The 12821-nt window shown below is 69.6% G+C and carries 11 protein-coding genes and 1 pseudogene; 2 read left to right on the forward strand and 10 right to left on the reverse strand.

Going from position 1 to position 12821, the window contains the following annotated elements; all coding sequences use genetic code 11:
* Nucleotides 1–113: 113 nt before the first annotated feature.
* The 6 genes from ACFYML_RS14915 to ACFYML_RS14940 form a co-directional block, all read right to left on the reverse strand.
* A complete protein-coding gene (locus tag ACFYML_RS14915) occupies nucleotides 114–581 on the reverse strand; it encodes a hypothetical protein (protein ID WP_387421127.1) in 468 nt (155 codons plus the stop codon).
* Nucleotides 582–599: 18 nt separating this feature from the next.
* Nucleotides 600–1481, reverse strand: a complete 882-nt coding sequence (locus tag ACFYML_RS14920; protein WP_387421128.1) for a carbohydrate ABC transporter permease — start codon at nucleotides 1479–1481, stop codon at nucleotides 600–602.
* Nucleotides 1478–2491: an ABC transporter ATP-binding protein gene (locus ACFYML_RS14925; RefSeq protein WP_387421129.1), complete on the reverse strand. Its 1014-nt coding sequence runs from the start codon at nucleotides 2489–2491 to the stop codon at nucleotides 1478–1480. Before ACFYML_RS14925 ends, ACFYML_RS14920 begins: the two co-directional genes overlap by 4 nt.
* Nucleotides 2488–3762, reverse strand: coding sequence for an ABC transporter substrate-binding protein (locus ACFYML_RS14930; RefSeq protein ID WP_387421131.1), 1275 nt, complete (start codon nucleotides 3760–3762; stop codon nucleotides 2488–2490). The genes ACFYML_RS14925 and ACFYML_RS14930 overlap by 4 nt, the downstream gene beginning before the upstream one ends.
* 23 nt (nucleotides 3763–3785) lie before the next feature.
* Nucleotides 3786–4607: a carbohydrate ABC transporter permease gene (locus tag ACFYML_RS14935; RefSeq protein ID WP_387421132.1), complete on the reverse strand. Its 822-nt coding sequence runs from the start codon at nucleotides 4605–4607 to the stop codon at nucleotides 3786–3788.
* Nucleotides 4608–5005: 398 nt separating this feature from the next.
* Nucleotides 5006–5572 carry a TetR family transcriptional regulator gene (locus tag ACFYML_RS14940; RefSeq protein ID WP_387421133.1) on the reverse strand — a complete coding sequence of 189 codons (567 nt, stop codon included), beginning with the start codon at nucleotides 5570–5572 and terminating at the stop codon, nucleotides 5006–5008.
* Between the two features lie 89 nt (nucleotides 5573–5661).
* Between ACFYML_RS14940 and ACFYML_RS14945 the strand changes: the two genes are divergently transcribed.
* Nucleotides 5662–7179 (forward strand): FAD-dependent monooxygenase, encoded by a 1518-nt coding sequence (locus ACFYML_RS14945; RefSeq protein WP_387421134.1) that lies wholly within the window; start codon nucleotides 5662–5664, stop codon nucleotides 7177–7179.
* 318 nt (nucleotides 7180–7497) lie between these two features.
* On the opposite strand, the gene ACFYML_RS14950 is transcribed toward ACFYML_RS14945, so the two are convergent.
* Together ACFYML_RS14950 and ACFYML_RS14955 are read right to left on the reverse strand one after the other, a co-directional pair.
* Nucleotides 7498–7995 carry an N-acetyltransferase gene (locus ACFYML_RS14950; protein WP_387421135.1) on the reverse strand — a complete coding sequence of 166 codons (498 nt, stop codon included), beginning with the start codon at nucleotides 7993–7995 and terminating at the stop codon, nucleotides 7498–7500.
* Nucleotides 7996–8147: 152 nt separating this feature from the next.
* The gene (locus ACFYML_RS14955) at nucleotides 8148–8744 is read right to left on the reverse strand and encodes a TetR/AcrR family transcriptional regulator (protein ID WP_387421136.1); all 597 of its coding nucleotides are present in this window, start codon (nucleotides 8742–8744) and stop codon (nucleotides 8148–8150) included.
* Nucleotides 8745–8791: 47 nt separating this feature from the next.
* On the opposite strand from ACFYML_RS14955, the pseudogene ACFYML_RS14960 reads away from it, so the two are divergent.
* Nucleotides 8792–9337: pseudogene (locus ACFYML_RS14960) on the forward strand (GNAT family N-acetyltransferase); the annotation flags it as partial.
* Between the two features lie 525 nt (nucleotides 9338–9862).
* Here the strand turns inward: ACFYML_RS14960 and ACFYML_RS14965 are convergent.
* Together ACFYML_RS14965 and ACFYML_RS14970 are read right to left on the reverse strand one after the other, a co-directional pair.
* Nucleotides 9863–11044: a YncE family protein gene (locus ACFYML_RS14965; protein ID WP_387421137.1), complete on the reverse strand. Its 1182-nt coding sequence runs from the start codon at nucleotides 11042–11044 to the stop codon at nucleotides 9863–9865.
* A gap of 141 nt (nucleotides 11045–11185) precedes the next feature.
* Nucleotides 11186–12355, reverse strand: a complete 1170-nt coding sequence (locus tag ACFYML_RS14970) for a DUF418 domain-containing protein (protein ID WP_387421138.1) — start codon at nucleotides 12353–12355, stop codon at nucleotides 11186–11188.
* Between the last annotated feature and the right edge of the window lie 466 nt (nucleotides 12356–12821).

Consider the following 12821-nt stretch of genomic DNA (forward strand, 5'->3'; position numbering starts at 1 on the left):
CCGGGGTGACCGGCCGTCCGTACGCACCTTAGACACCCCGGTGACAAAGGTCACCGAGCATCTGACGGGATTAGCATCGTCGGGTTAGGACAGCTGTTGAGCTGGCCCGGTGCCTAGTGGTTCTGGAACTCCGGAAGCCCCGCCTCGTCGGAGTCCGGGCCCACCACCGCGGTCAGGCTCGTGCCGTCCGCGCAGAGCGCGCCGGCCCGCAGGTACATCCGCCGCTGCGGCGTGCGGATCAGCACCTCGGCCTCGAAGGTCTCGTCCTCGGCGCGCAGCAGGTCGATGTCGTGGCGCTTCTCGTAGTGCGCGCGTACGTCCAGTGGGGTCATGCGGACGGTGGCTTCCACCGTCGTCAGCACGCCCTGCTCGCGCACCGAGGTGACCCGCGCGCCGTCGGGCAGCACCAGCCCGGTGACCTCGGCGCTGATCTCGGGATCGTCGTCTAGTGACACCCGGTCGCAGCTCGGAAGGTTCGCGAGCATCCCCCGGGCGCGATCACTGCCGCGGGATGAGTTCGTGCCGCCGCAGCCGGCGAGCGACGCGACCGCGACGACGAGGGCAACCACCCGGACTCTCACCGCAGCAGGATGTCACGCTCAGCGCAGTACGCGCCAGCGCCGCACCAGCAGCAGTTGCAGGGCGATGATGACCGCGGTGACCGCCATGAGCATGATCGTGATGAGGGAGCCATAGGCGAACCCGGAGAACTCGAAGACCTGGTCGAAGATGTAGACCGGCAGGTACAGCGTGGCGTTGGCGGGCCGACCATCGGTGAGGACGTACGCCGGGACGAAGTTGACCTGCAGGGTGAGGATCGTGTCCCGGACCGCGAGCAGCACCAGGACCGGGGCGAGCAGCGGCAGCGTGAGCCGCCGGAGTTGACCGAACGGGCCGCAGCCTTCCAGCGCCGCCGCCTCGTACAGCCGGCCGTCCAGGAGCCGGCGTGCGGCGAGGACCACGATGAATCCCTCCCCGATCGGGAACGCCAGCATGAGGACGACCCCGATCCGCGCGGTCGTCGGATCGGCCAGCCAGGTGTAGCCGGAGTGGCCGAACAGTCCGAGCAGCTGGTTCAGCGGGCCGTACAGCGGGTTGAGCACCCAGAGGAACAGCACCGCCAGCGCCACGTCCGGGATGACGGTCGGCAGGTAGACAGCGACCCGGAACAACCGACCGCCCGGTCGTGGTGCGGCCAGTAGCAGCCCGAGCCCCACGGCGGCGAGCAGCCGGACCGGTACCGCCAGCGCCACGTGGAACAGCGACGCCTGCAGACTGTCGAGCAGGAAGTCGTCGGCGAGCAGGCGACGGACGTTGGCCAGGCCCACGAACTGTGGATCGCGGGTGAGTCCGGTGTGGTCGGTGAACGCGTAGCCCACGTTGAGCAGGGCGGGCAGCGCGATCAGCAGCACGACCGCGACGGTGTACGGCGCGAGGAACGCCCAGGCGGTGAGGGGACGTCTGGCCCGGCTGGTCTTCACCGGCGCCGCCCACTGTCGGCGTCGAAGCGGTGGATCCGGCTGGGGTCGGGGCGAAGCCGTACCCGATCGCCCGGCCGACTCTCCGGCCTTGGTCCGGTTCGTACCGCCAACCGGGTGCCGTCCGCACAGCGGGTGAGCATGATCGCCTCACTGCCGAGCGCCTCCACCACCTCGACGGTGGCCTCCAGCGGCCCTTCGGGGTCGAGGGCCAGATCTTCTGGCCGTACGCCGAGCGTCAGGTCGGCCGTGCCGCCCAGCACACCCCCGCCCGGGACCAGGTTCATCGGTGGGCTGCCGAGGAAACCGGCGACGAAGGTGTCGGCCGGCCGGTCGTACACCTCCTGCGGCCTGCCGACCTGGCGCACCTGCCCGCCGTGCAGCACGGCCACCCGGTCGCCGAGCGTCATCGCCTCCGCCTGGTCGTGCGTGACGTAGATCGTTGCGGTGCCGAGTTCGCGGTGCAGGGCCAGCAGGTCGGCGCGGGTGGCGAAGCGCAGCGGGGCGTCCAGGCTGGCCATCGGCTCGTCGAACAGGTAGACGCGGGGCTCGCGCAGGACAGCCCGGGCCAGGGCGACCCGCTGGCGCTGCCCGCCGGACATCTGGTCGGGGTAGCGGTCGAGCAGGTCCGCGATGCCCAGCCGCTCGGCGGCCTGCTGCGCCCGCTGTTCGGCCTCGCCGCGTCGGACCCGGCGCACCCGCAGTCCGAAGAGCAGATTGCCGCGCACGGTCAGGTGCGGGTAGAGCGCGTAGTCCTGGAAAACCATCGCCACCGCGCGTCGGTGCGGCGGGAGATTGCCGACATCCTGACCGTTGACGAGAATCCGGCCGCCGTCAGGTCGCTCCAGTCCGGCGATCAGGCGCAGGATGGTCGACTTGCCCGAGCCCGACGGTCCGACCAGGGTCACCAGCTCACCTATCCGGACCTCCAGGTCGACGCCGTCGAGGGCGCTGACCTTTCCGTACGACTTGGCCAGTGACTCCAGCCGGATCGCGTGGTGCTCGATGCTCACCGGCCGGTTCCCACCTCAAGGGTGAACAGTGGCCGGATCTGCTCCTCCAGTTGACGCAGTCCTTCCTCCCGCCCAACCCGTCCGTAGAACACCTCTTCGAGAAGTTTGTCGGCCTCCCGCTCCACCCGAGCCCAGGTGGCAGTGCGTGGTGTGGCGCGCAGGTGCGGCTCGGCGTCCAGGAAGACACCCGACGAGCGTGGGGGCCGATCCGCGGCGAGAAACGCGGGGGAGTTGGCGACGTCGAGGCGGGAGGGCACCGTGCGGCCCGACTCGGCGAGAATCTCCTGGCCCTGCACCCCCATGGCGAACTCGATGAATCGCCAGGCGGCACCGTGGTCTGAGCGGCCCGCGCTCATGCAGTAGGCGTCGCTGTGCAGGATCGAGGCCGGTACGCCTCCTGGCGCCACCGGCAGTGACGCCGAATCCCACTCGAAGCCCTTGATGGTGCGCAGTGTCGGCACCGCCACCCGACTGTTCAGGTACATGCCCAAGCCGCCGCGCAGGAACCGTGCCTCGCTTGATTCGCTCTGCTCCTCGGCGTCAGGTGGCACCACATGGTGCACCAGTTGGAGGTCGAGGAACCAGTCGAGGGCCTTGCGCGTGGCCGTGTTGCGGGTGAGGGTCAGCGCGGCGGGCTGCTCCGTGTCGTCGACGAGTTCACCACCGTTGGACCACACGAACGGCGCGACCCGGGCGATCGACGGCGCCACGCCGACACCGTACACACCGTCGCCGGTCAAGGCCTGCGCCGCCGACAGGAAGTCCGCCCAGCTCCAACCCGCCTTCGGCAGCGGCACGCCGGCCTTGGCGAACAGGTCCGCGTTGTAGTAGACGACCAGCGAAGACATGTTCTGCGGGAGGCAGGTCAACTGCTCCCCGTCGAAACGGAATGCCTCCAGAGCTCGCGGGCTGAAGTCCTTCTCCTTCAGCACCTTGCTACCGTCCAGGTAGGACTGGACGGGCTCGATCGCTTTTTGCGCCGCGAACTGCCCGTAACGGCGGTAGTTCAACAGGAAGACATCGGGGGGATTCCCGCCCGCGAACGATGTGGTCAACCGCGCCATCAGGTCGTCCTGGCCGGCGACCGGGGAGAGGGTGACGTCGAACCCGGGATCGGTCTTCTTGAAGGCTTCGACCAGGCTCCGGTAGCCGGCTATCTCCTCGGCGTTGCCCGCCAGCACCACCGTGATTCCCGCCGCGTCGTCCGTGCCACGGGCGTCACCGCAGCCGGCGCCCGAACCGATCATCAGGGCCGCGGTGGCGAGCGCCACCCACCGCCGTACAGCGCCTCCGGTCATCGGCGTCCTCCAGATCTCAATGCCCTCAACGGGTTGTCGTTCAACAGGATCCGTTGGGCCAGCAGGAACACCACCGCGCACGGCACGGTCGCGATCACGCAGCCAGCCATCAACAGCGGCCAGTCGGTGGGATTCAGCAGGCGTAGGAACTGCAGACCCAACGGATAGGTGTAGCGGTCACCGTTCTGCAGGTACAGCAGCGGGTCGATGAAGTTGGACCAGTGGAAGGTGAAGGCGAGGACCGCCACCGCCATGGTCGCCGGACGTACCTGGGGCAGGGCCACCCGGCGCCAGATTGTCAGCCACCCGGCGCCCTCCAGCCGAGCCGCCCCGAGCTGGGTGTCCGGTACGCCGCCGAAACTCCAGAAGTACAGCAGCACGAGGAACGGGCTGCCGGCGAGCGCCGCCGGGGCCAGCAGCGGGACGTAGGTGTCGACCACGCCGGCCAGCCGGAACAGTTCGAAGCGGGTCGCCCACACCCCGGTGACCGGCACCAGGAGCACCACCAGCAGACCGAGAACCACCCGCCGCCGGGCGGGCGGCGCGAGCAGCCGGAGACCGAAGCCGGTCAGCGAGGCGACGATGACGGTCAACGGAACGGCAAGCGCGACCACCAGCGCCGAGTTCGCCAGGTAGGTGAACAGGGGGATCAGCCTGGGTAGCCGAGCATAGGCGGCCAACGTCGGCTCGGGCGGAAACAGTTCGAGCGTGCGTGGCGGGGGCAGGCCGGCCGGTCGCAGTGAGCCAACCACCATCAACCACAGCGGAGCGGCGAACAGCGCCGCGAACAGAGCCGGCACGACAAAGCGCCCGATCACGCGAATCCCAACCGTGGGCCCCGACCCGGGAACGCGCGTCCGCAAGCGCACACCAGCCTCTCTTGCCAGCGGTCACAGGTGGGCGGCTCGCCTGCCGGCTGACCGCCGCCGACAAACACCGCCCCGGTCCTCTGCGCCAGTCAGAAGCTACCAAGCGGCTGTGCCAAACCTACGAATTGGCGGCTCGCCGATCATCGGGCAGCTGTTGAAGAACAACAGCGGTAGCTCCTACGCCTGTCGCGCTCCCGCCGACCGACGTTGCCTGCTTCGCGCCGACCGCGCCAGCTCCCGCGCCCGCCGCCTGCGCCGCTGATTTGCCGGCGGAGCGACCAGGGCGCGGCGCCGGGCCGGTACCGAGCCGCTTACCTGGAACGGAATCTCGTGCAGTATTCGCCGCCTCAGTCGGCGCCGGTGAGGTAGCGGTCCAGGGTGGGGCCGACCTGGGCGGCGAGCTCGTCCGGCGTCATCGCCACGACGGGCGGTAGCTGCACGACGTACCGGCACAGGGCGAGGCCGAGGATCTGAGTGGCGATGAGCCCGGCCCGCCGCCCGGCCTGGGCCGGGTCGGGGCAGCCGGCGGCGACGGCCGGGGTGACCTGGGTGGCGAAGATCTGCCGCATCCGCTCGGCGGCGGCATTGTTCGTCACGGCCGCTCGCAGCAGCGCGGCCAGTGAGTCGTCCACCTCCCACCGGTGCAGGAAGTGGCGGACCAGCGCCTCGCCCAGGTTCTCCCGCGGGAGTTGGCGGGCGTCGGGCAGGTGCAGGTCAAACTCGGCCGCCGCGGCGAACAGCTTCTCCTTGTTGCCGTAGTAGCGCATCACCATCGCCGGGTCGATGCCGGCGTCGGCGGCGATCGCCCGGATGGTCGCTCGGTCGTACCCGTCGGCGGCGAAACGTTCCCGGGCGGCGCGCAGGATCGCCTCGCGGGTCGTGTCGGAGCGGCGGGCGCGGCTGGGAGCGGTCATGTCAACGAGTGTAGGTCAACAGGTGTTGACTCAATCTTCGGACGGGCCTACCGTCAATGTCAACGATTGTTGACTTGCGGGGAGTTGTCATGATCAGCCAGCAGAACGACGTCGTGATCGTCGGCGCCGGCCCCACCGGGCTGCTGCTCGCCGGCGACCTGGCCGCTGCGGGCGTACGCACCACCGTGTTGGAACGCCGGTTGGAGGAGTCCAACCTCACCCGCGCCTTCGCGGTGCACGCCCGCACCCTGGAGCAACTCGACGCCCGGGGACTGGCCGACGAACTGATCAGCACCGGCGCCCAGGTGCCGTCGCTGCGACTCTTCGGCGGCGTCCGGGTCGACCTCTCCTCGCTGCCGAGCCGGCACCCGTTCGTGCTGATCACCCCGCAGTACCAGGTCGAGCGGCTGCTCCAGCGGCGGGCCGTGGCGGCAGGGGCGAACCTGGTGCGCGGCGCCGAGGTCACCGGCCTGCGGCAGGACGCCGACGGCGTCGACGTCGACGTGACCACCCAGGACGGACCGGTGACCGTGCGGACGTCGTACGTCGTCGGGACCGACGGGCACCGCAGCCGCGTCCGGACGGCGCTCGGCCTGCCGTTTCCCGGCAAGGCCGTGGTCACCTCGCTCATGCTCGCCGACGTACGGCTGGCCGAACCGCCCCGGGACGTCCTGATGGTCAACGCGGTCGGCGACGCATTCGCCTTCATCGCACCGTTCGGCGACGACTGGTACCGCGTCTTCGCCTGGAACCGGCGCAACCAGCAGCCGGACAGCGTGCCGGTGGACCTCACCGAGCTGCGGGAGGTGACCCGCGAGGCGCTCGGCACCGACTTCGGCATGCATGACCCGCGCTGGATGTCCCGCTTCCACAGTGACGAGCGGCAGGCCCCCCAGTACCGGGTGGGCCGCGTCTTCCTCGCCGGCGATGCGGCGCACGTGCACTCGCCCGCCGGCGGCCAGGGCATGAACACCGGCCTGCAGGACGCGGCGAACCTCGGCTGGAAGCTCGCTGCCGCCGTGCAGGGCCGTGCGGCGGACGGGTTGCTGGACACCTACCACGCCGAACGGCACCCGGTCGGGCGGATGGTGCTGCGCGGCAGCGGCGCGATCATCCGGTTGGCCCTGATCCGGTCACGGCCGGCCCAGGTGGCCCGCACCATGATCCTGCGCATCGCGCTGCGGCTCGGACCCGTCAGGCGGCGGATGGCCGGCATGATCTCCGGTGTCGGCATCCGGTACGCCGCCCCGCGCGGCGCGCACCCGCAAGTCGGCACCCGCGCGGAGGACCTGCCGCTCGCCGGTGACCAGGCCGGCGGACGGCTCGCCGAGGCGCTGCGCGGCGGCGCGTTCGTCCTCCTCGTGCCGGCCGGGATCGACGCGTCGAACGCGCGAGCCTGGGGCGACCGGGTCCGGCTGGCCACCCCGGCGGAGGCCAGCCCGCCCCTCACCCTGGTCCGCCCCGACGGGTACATCGCCTGGGTGTCGGAGGAGACCGACCCCGGCCAACGGGATGAGCAGCTACGCGTCGCGCTCGGCGAGTGGTGCGGCGCGCCGGTCGTGTCGCAGGAATCCGATGCGGTCCGGTCGGGAACTGGGCAGGTTTGACATCCTCTCCCGCCTAAAGGCGGGGAGAGGCCCGCTTTCAGAGCCGTACGTCGCCGATGCTGGGTGGATGGACGACAGGGTGCCATTTGGTTCCTGTCCCGGACTGCCCGCCCGGCCGAAGGCGTCGCCACTGCGCGCCGGTCTGGTACTTCCATGCGATCGTGTCGATCACCTGCCGTGATCGTGCCGCCGGCCGCCACGACGGGGTGACCGGGCAGGGAGCAGCGGCTCGACCCATGCCCATTGGGCAGCCGTCAACGGCATATCCACACAACGAGACGATCTTCATGGCACGATCCAGGCGCCGCCTCGGATGCGTCACTGGGCGCGCGGCAGCGCGAGCCAGTCCTGCCAGGTAATGTCGCGGCCAAGATAACGGGGCTGCTGGAAGGGCCAGTCGGCGGCGATCCATTGCGGCACCAGCGCGTCGAGCGCGCGCTCCACCTCGCCGCCTACGAGGTCGTCCACCACCCACCAGGAGACCTCTCCGTCGGAGCCGGTGCGCTCGGGCGGGTCGATGTAGACGCAGCCGAAGATCGCCGTCTCCTCCTTGTCCAGCAGCGCGTAGTTGAAGGACTGGTGCGCGGCAATTTCCTTCTCGTGCCGCAGCAAGTCGATGCGGTTCGCCTCATAGGTCATCGTCTCCTTGGGCCAAGCCCAGGCCGGGCCGAAGATCTCCCACAAGCGCTCTCGGGAGCCCATCACGGCGGGGTAGTCGCGCGCGGCGTCCGCCTCCCGGATCGGCCGTAGGTGAAGCGTGGTGTTGGGCACCGGCACGTAGACGGGGTGGACGTAGTCCTCAGGCAGCCAGCTCATGGGGGCCGAGGCTACCGCCGATCGGTGCGGGGTGATCCGGGCGGCTGGATCAGGTAATCCAAGCGACAGGCCCCCGGGCGGTAGGGGCGGGTTCTAAATGCTTAAGCGGAAAGGACTTCTTGCCGCTGGCGAGTGCCGGCGCGAGTGGATGGTCATGCGGTTTCGCGCGCGAGCGCTGCGAGGAAGTCGTTGACGAGTCGGGTCTGTGTCGCGGCCGGCAGCCGCTCGGGGTCGAAAAGTGCCTGGACCACCAGGCCGTGGGTGAACGACAGCACGATGATCGCGAGCCGGCCGGGGTCCACGTCAGGAATTTCGCCCAGCTGCTGTGCTTCCTCGATGGAGGCGCGCAGGCCTGCGCGGATACGTTCGTAGCGAAGGCTCTGGGCGGCGAACAGGTCGGGGTCGGACAGGGCGACGTCCCAGGAGCCGACCCAGATCCGGTTCATCGCCGCTGCGGCGGGGGTCAGCGGGAGGATGTTGAGCATCTGCGTGCGTAGCGCCGCCAGTCCGGGTGCGGGAGCGGTCCGCCGGGGGCGGTGCGCGGTGCGCTCTTCGAGGATGTCGAGGGCGTGGGCGATCAGTTCGCGCTTGCCCGCGAAGTAGTGGGTGACCAGTCCGGTCGAGGAGCCCAGGGCTGCTGCGACGGCACGCATGGTGAGGCCGCCGAAGCCGTGCTCGGCCAGGACCTGCCAAACCGCCTCCGAGACGTCCTGGCGGCGGGAGTCATGGTCGGTGCGTGCGGGGCTCATGGCCTGCTAGCGTACATGCCAAACGTTTGTTATGTACGGAGGTCGTGATGTTCGCGCTGCCCCTCGCCGACTCGGCCGTGCTGCGCCCACTCGAACCGTGGCAGGCCGAGGAGTTCCTGGCCCACCTGGACCGGGCGCGCGAGCACATCGCGCCGTGGGTCTCGCCCGCCTTCGTCGCCCGCGACGTCGGCGAGGCCCGCGCGGTGCTGCAGCGTTACGCGGACAAGTGGGCTCAGGACGGCGGCGGCATCTGGGGCATCTGGCTGGACGGCCGCCTGGTCGGCGGCGTCATGTTCGTCTCCTTCGACACCGCGCTGCGCGTCTGCGAAGCGGGCTGCTGGCTGGAGCCCGGCGCACAGGGCCGCGGGCTGATCACTCGCGCTGCGGAGCGGATCATCGACTGGGCTGTGGAAGAACGCGGCATTGCTCGCGTCGAGTGGCGCACCAACGCGCGCAACGAGCGCAGCATCGCAGTCGCACAGCGGCTGGGCATGAGCCGCGACGGAACGCTGCGTCAGGTCTACCCGGACGGCGCGGGCGGACGGATCGACCTCGAGATCTGGTCCGTGCTGGCCGACGAGTGGCGGGCCCGCCACGCCGGCCGACCGGCCCCTCTCGCCACCACGGCCATCATGTCCGCTGCTGTGAAGGCCGAACTCGACGGCCTCATGGCCACCTTCCTGGGCGCCTTCGCCAACCCCGGCGGCGCCAGGCCGAACGTCGAGGCGATCTACGAGGTGTTCATGCCCGAAGGGATGATCATCAACAATGTGGGCGCGACCCCGGTGATCTACAACCTGTCCCAGTTCGTCGAACCTCGCCAGAAGATCCTCACCGACGGGACGCTGACTGAGTTCCGGGAATGGGAGACCGCGGAGACCACCGAAATCTACGGCGCGATCGCCCACCGGTTCAGCGAGTACCACAAGTCCGGCTATCTCAACGGCGAGTGGTTCGAGGGCCGGGGCATGAAGACGACCCAGTTCGTCAAAACCCCGTCGGGCTGGAAGTTGAGCTCGCTGGCCTGGGACGAGGGACCCCGCCTTCGAGCCCGCCGCGACAGATTCTTGAGCGCGACGGAGCACGGAAGCGGCTGTCGCGGCCGGCCCGGAGCGGCCCTATCGGATGTTTCCGGTGTGGCCGAGGGAGTAGCGGCCGGGTTGGGGCCAGATGGTGAGGCCGTGTGGGCCTCGGCCGACGGGGATTCGGGCTAGTAGTTTGCCGTTGTCGGTGTTCAGGACGTATACCTCGTCGTGGTAGCGGCCGGAGAGCCAGAGTTGTTTGCCGTCGGCGGAGAGGCCGCCCATGTCGGGGCTGCCGCCGCCGGGGATCCGCCAGGTTGTGGTGGGTTTCAGGGTGGTCAGGTCGAGGACGGTGACGGTGCCTTCGTCGCGGTTGGTGACGTAGGCCAGTCGGGCGTCGCGGCTGAAGTAGATGCCGTGGGCGCCTCGGCCGGTGCGGATGAACCCGGTCTGGCGGGTGGCTTGGCCGTCGAAGACGTACACGCCGTGGGCGTGCATGTCCGCGACGAGGAAGTGTTGCCCGTCGGGGGTGAGTCGGGTGTCCTGGGGCATGCCGTCGGAGGTCTCGGTGAGCCGGAAGTCACGCAGCTTGCGGAGGCTGGTGGTGTCCAGGACCAGCATCCGGTTGGCGAACTCGCAGCTGAACAGCATGGTCTTGCCGTCGGCGGTGTAGTCCATGTGGTTGATGCCGCCGCACTCGGGGAACCGGACCGACCGCACCCGCTGCCAGGTGCTCACGTCGTAGAAGTCGAGCCGCTGGTACGCCTCGGCGACCACGATCGCCTGCTTGCCGTCGGGGGTGAAGTAGAGGTTGTAGACGTCTTCGAGCTTGCGAAACTGGCCCGGATCGCCGGTACGCGCGTCGATCGGGACCAGGCCACCGTTGGGGATCTGGCTGGAGGCGACATAGAGCGTGCGCAGGTCGTAGGAGGGCACCACGTGCTGCGGCTCCGGCCCGCCGGGGAACTTCCGCACCACCTTGAACGTCGCCGGGTCGATCACCCACACGTCGTTGCTCTTCGTGTTCGGCACATACACCGCCGGCCGGTCCCCGCGCACCGCGGCGGCGAGCTGGCCGGGGCCGGCCGCGGCGTAGACGTTGCCCGCCGCCGGATAACTCGGCATCCCCGACACCAGCGGCCCGAACGACCCACCCGCCGAGACGCCCGCGGACGGGCTGGTCACCGCCTCCCGGACAGGTGCCCGGTCGGTGCAGGCCAGCAGCCCGGCCGACAGAACCAGGACCGGGACGGCAGCCAACAACTGTCGACGGGACACTTGCCCACAATAACGGACAAAAGCCCGGCGGGACGGGGGACGGTTGCCGTCTCCACTGCGGCGGTGATGACGACTGGTCACCGGGTCCGGGTCGGCTGCCGGCCGTCGTCCGGCTCGACCACGGTGGCTTCCGCGTCGGACTTATCGACGCCACGCCGGCCGCTCGGCGTTGGTCACCGCCCGGAGGATCCACTCGACCGGGCCGTACCGGTGGGTCCTCATCCAGCGAGCGCTCAGCACAAGCTGTGCGGCGAAGATGCCAAGTGCGATGGCCAGTACGCCGGCCGGCGGTACCTGGCCGATCAGCCCGAGACCGAGCCCGGTGAAGATCAGAGCACAGACCAGAGACTGGCTCAGGTAGTTGGTCAACGCCATCCGGCCGGCCGGTGCGAGCGCGGCCGATAGGTGACGCCCCGTCGGTGTCTGGAACAGCCGCAGCATCGTGGCGGCGTACGCGGCCGCCAGCGCCGTCCCGGTGAGGGTGGCCAAGGCAAGGCCCTCGACCGTGGTGCGGCCGCCCAGGGCTACGACGGCAAACGCGCCGGCGAGACCAACCGGGTATCCAACGCACTGGATCAGGCGCAGAGCGCGAGTGTGTGGCGACACGTCGGCCAGCATCCGGCGACGGCCGGCGGCGAGCCCCAGAAGGAACATGGCCAGGGCGACCGGTCCCTGCAGCCGCGCTGTCCCGAGGATCATATGCGGTATCGAACGGACGTTCTGAGCGATGACGGAGGCCGGCCCGCCGGCCAGCGCCGCTGTGACGCTTTCCCCGGCCCTGAGGGCGGCCGACTGCTCGACCGACGGCGCCTCCGCCAGGGCCATCGAGCCGAAGGAGAGTACGACGACCCCCACGAGCAGGCCGGTCAGGATCACCGCCGTGCGCGGCCGGATCCGGTGCACGGCGAGTAAAACCAGCCCGAGTACGGCGTAGGTGGTGAGGATGTCGCCGTGGAAGAGCAGCACGGCGTGCAGTCCGCCAAGCACGAACAGGCCGCCCAGCCGGCGCAGGAATCGCGGCCGGAAGGCGGTGTCCCGGCGCCGCGCGGCGTCGAGTTGGAGCGTGAAGCTGTAGCCGAACAGAAATGAGAAGAGCAGGTAGAACTTCATCTCGAACAGCAGCGCCACGCTGTCGTGGATCCGATGGTCAAGCCAGGAGGGGTACGCCGGGTCAGGGATGCGGTGGAACGCGTAGCCCGAGGCGAAGTACCAGATGTTGACCAGCAGGATGCCGAACAACGCGAATCCCCGCAGCGCGTCCACGTCCAGGATCCGGTCGAACGCATCACTGCTCGGTGGCGTCCGAGCCATAGGCCCCTTTACCCGGGGGACAGCGGTGTTCACCACGGCCCGAGCGGGACCCGTGGGCCGGTGCCGCCTCACAACGGCCGGTCTCCGTCACCCCGGTCTTTCTTCCCGTTCCGCGACGTCGGCATAACGGGGCATCAACAAGAGTTCAAGATCGTTCGCCCGTCCAACCTTCCCGTCACCTGTAGTCCCCGGACGGAACGGGAGCCCTTGGGCTTTCCTGAGCTTCACACCCAACTGAGGACACCAAGCCACACATGTCGGGGCTGGGACAGGTCACGAACACGCTGGCCCGGACTTCGCGGGCGAGCTGCACATCACGCCAGGTCAGCCGTCTTAGCTGCTACTCCACCACGAGCAGGTGTGCCGGACGTCCGGGGAGGAAGGCAACAGGCGTTGCTGAGCCATCAAATCCTAATGCTCCCCGGGTGCCGGACTCGAACCTTGCTTCGAAGGCATGTTGGTGCGG

Origin of the sequence: Micromonospora sp. NPDC007230 (genome assembly GCF_042869115.1) — a bacterium.
Lineage (GTDB): Bacteria > Actinomycetota > Actinomycetes > Mycobacteriales > Micromonosporaceae > Micromonospora.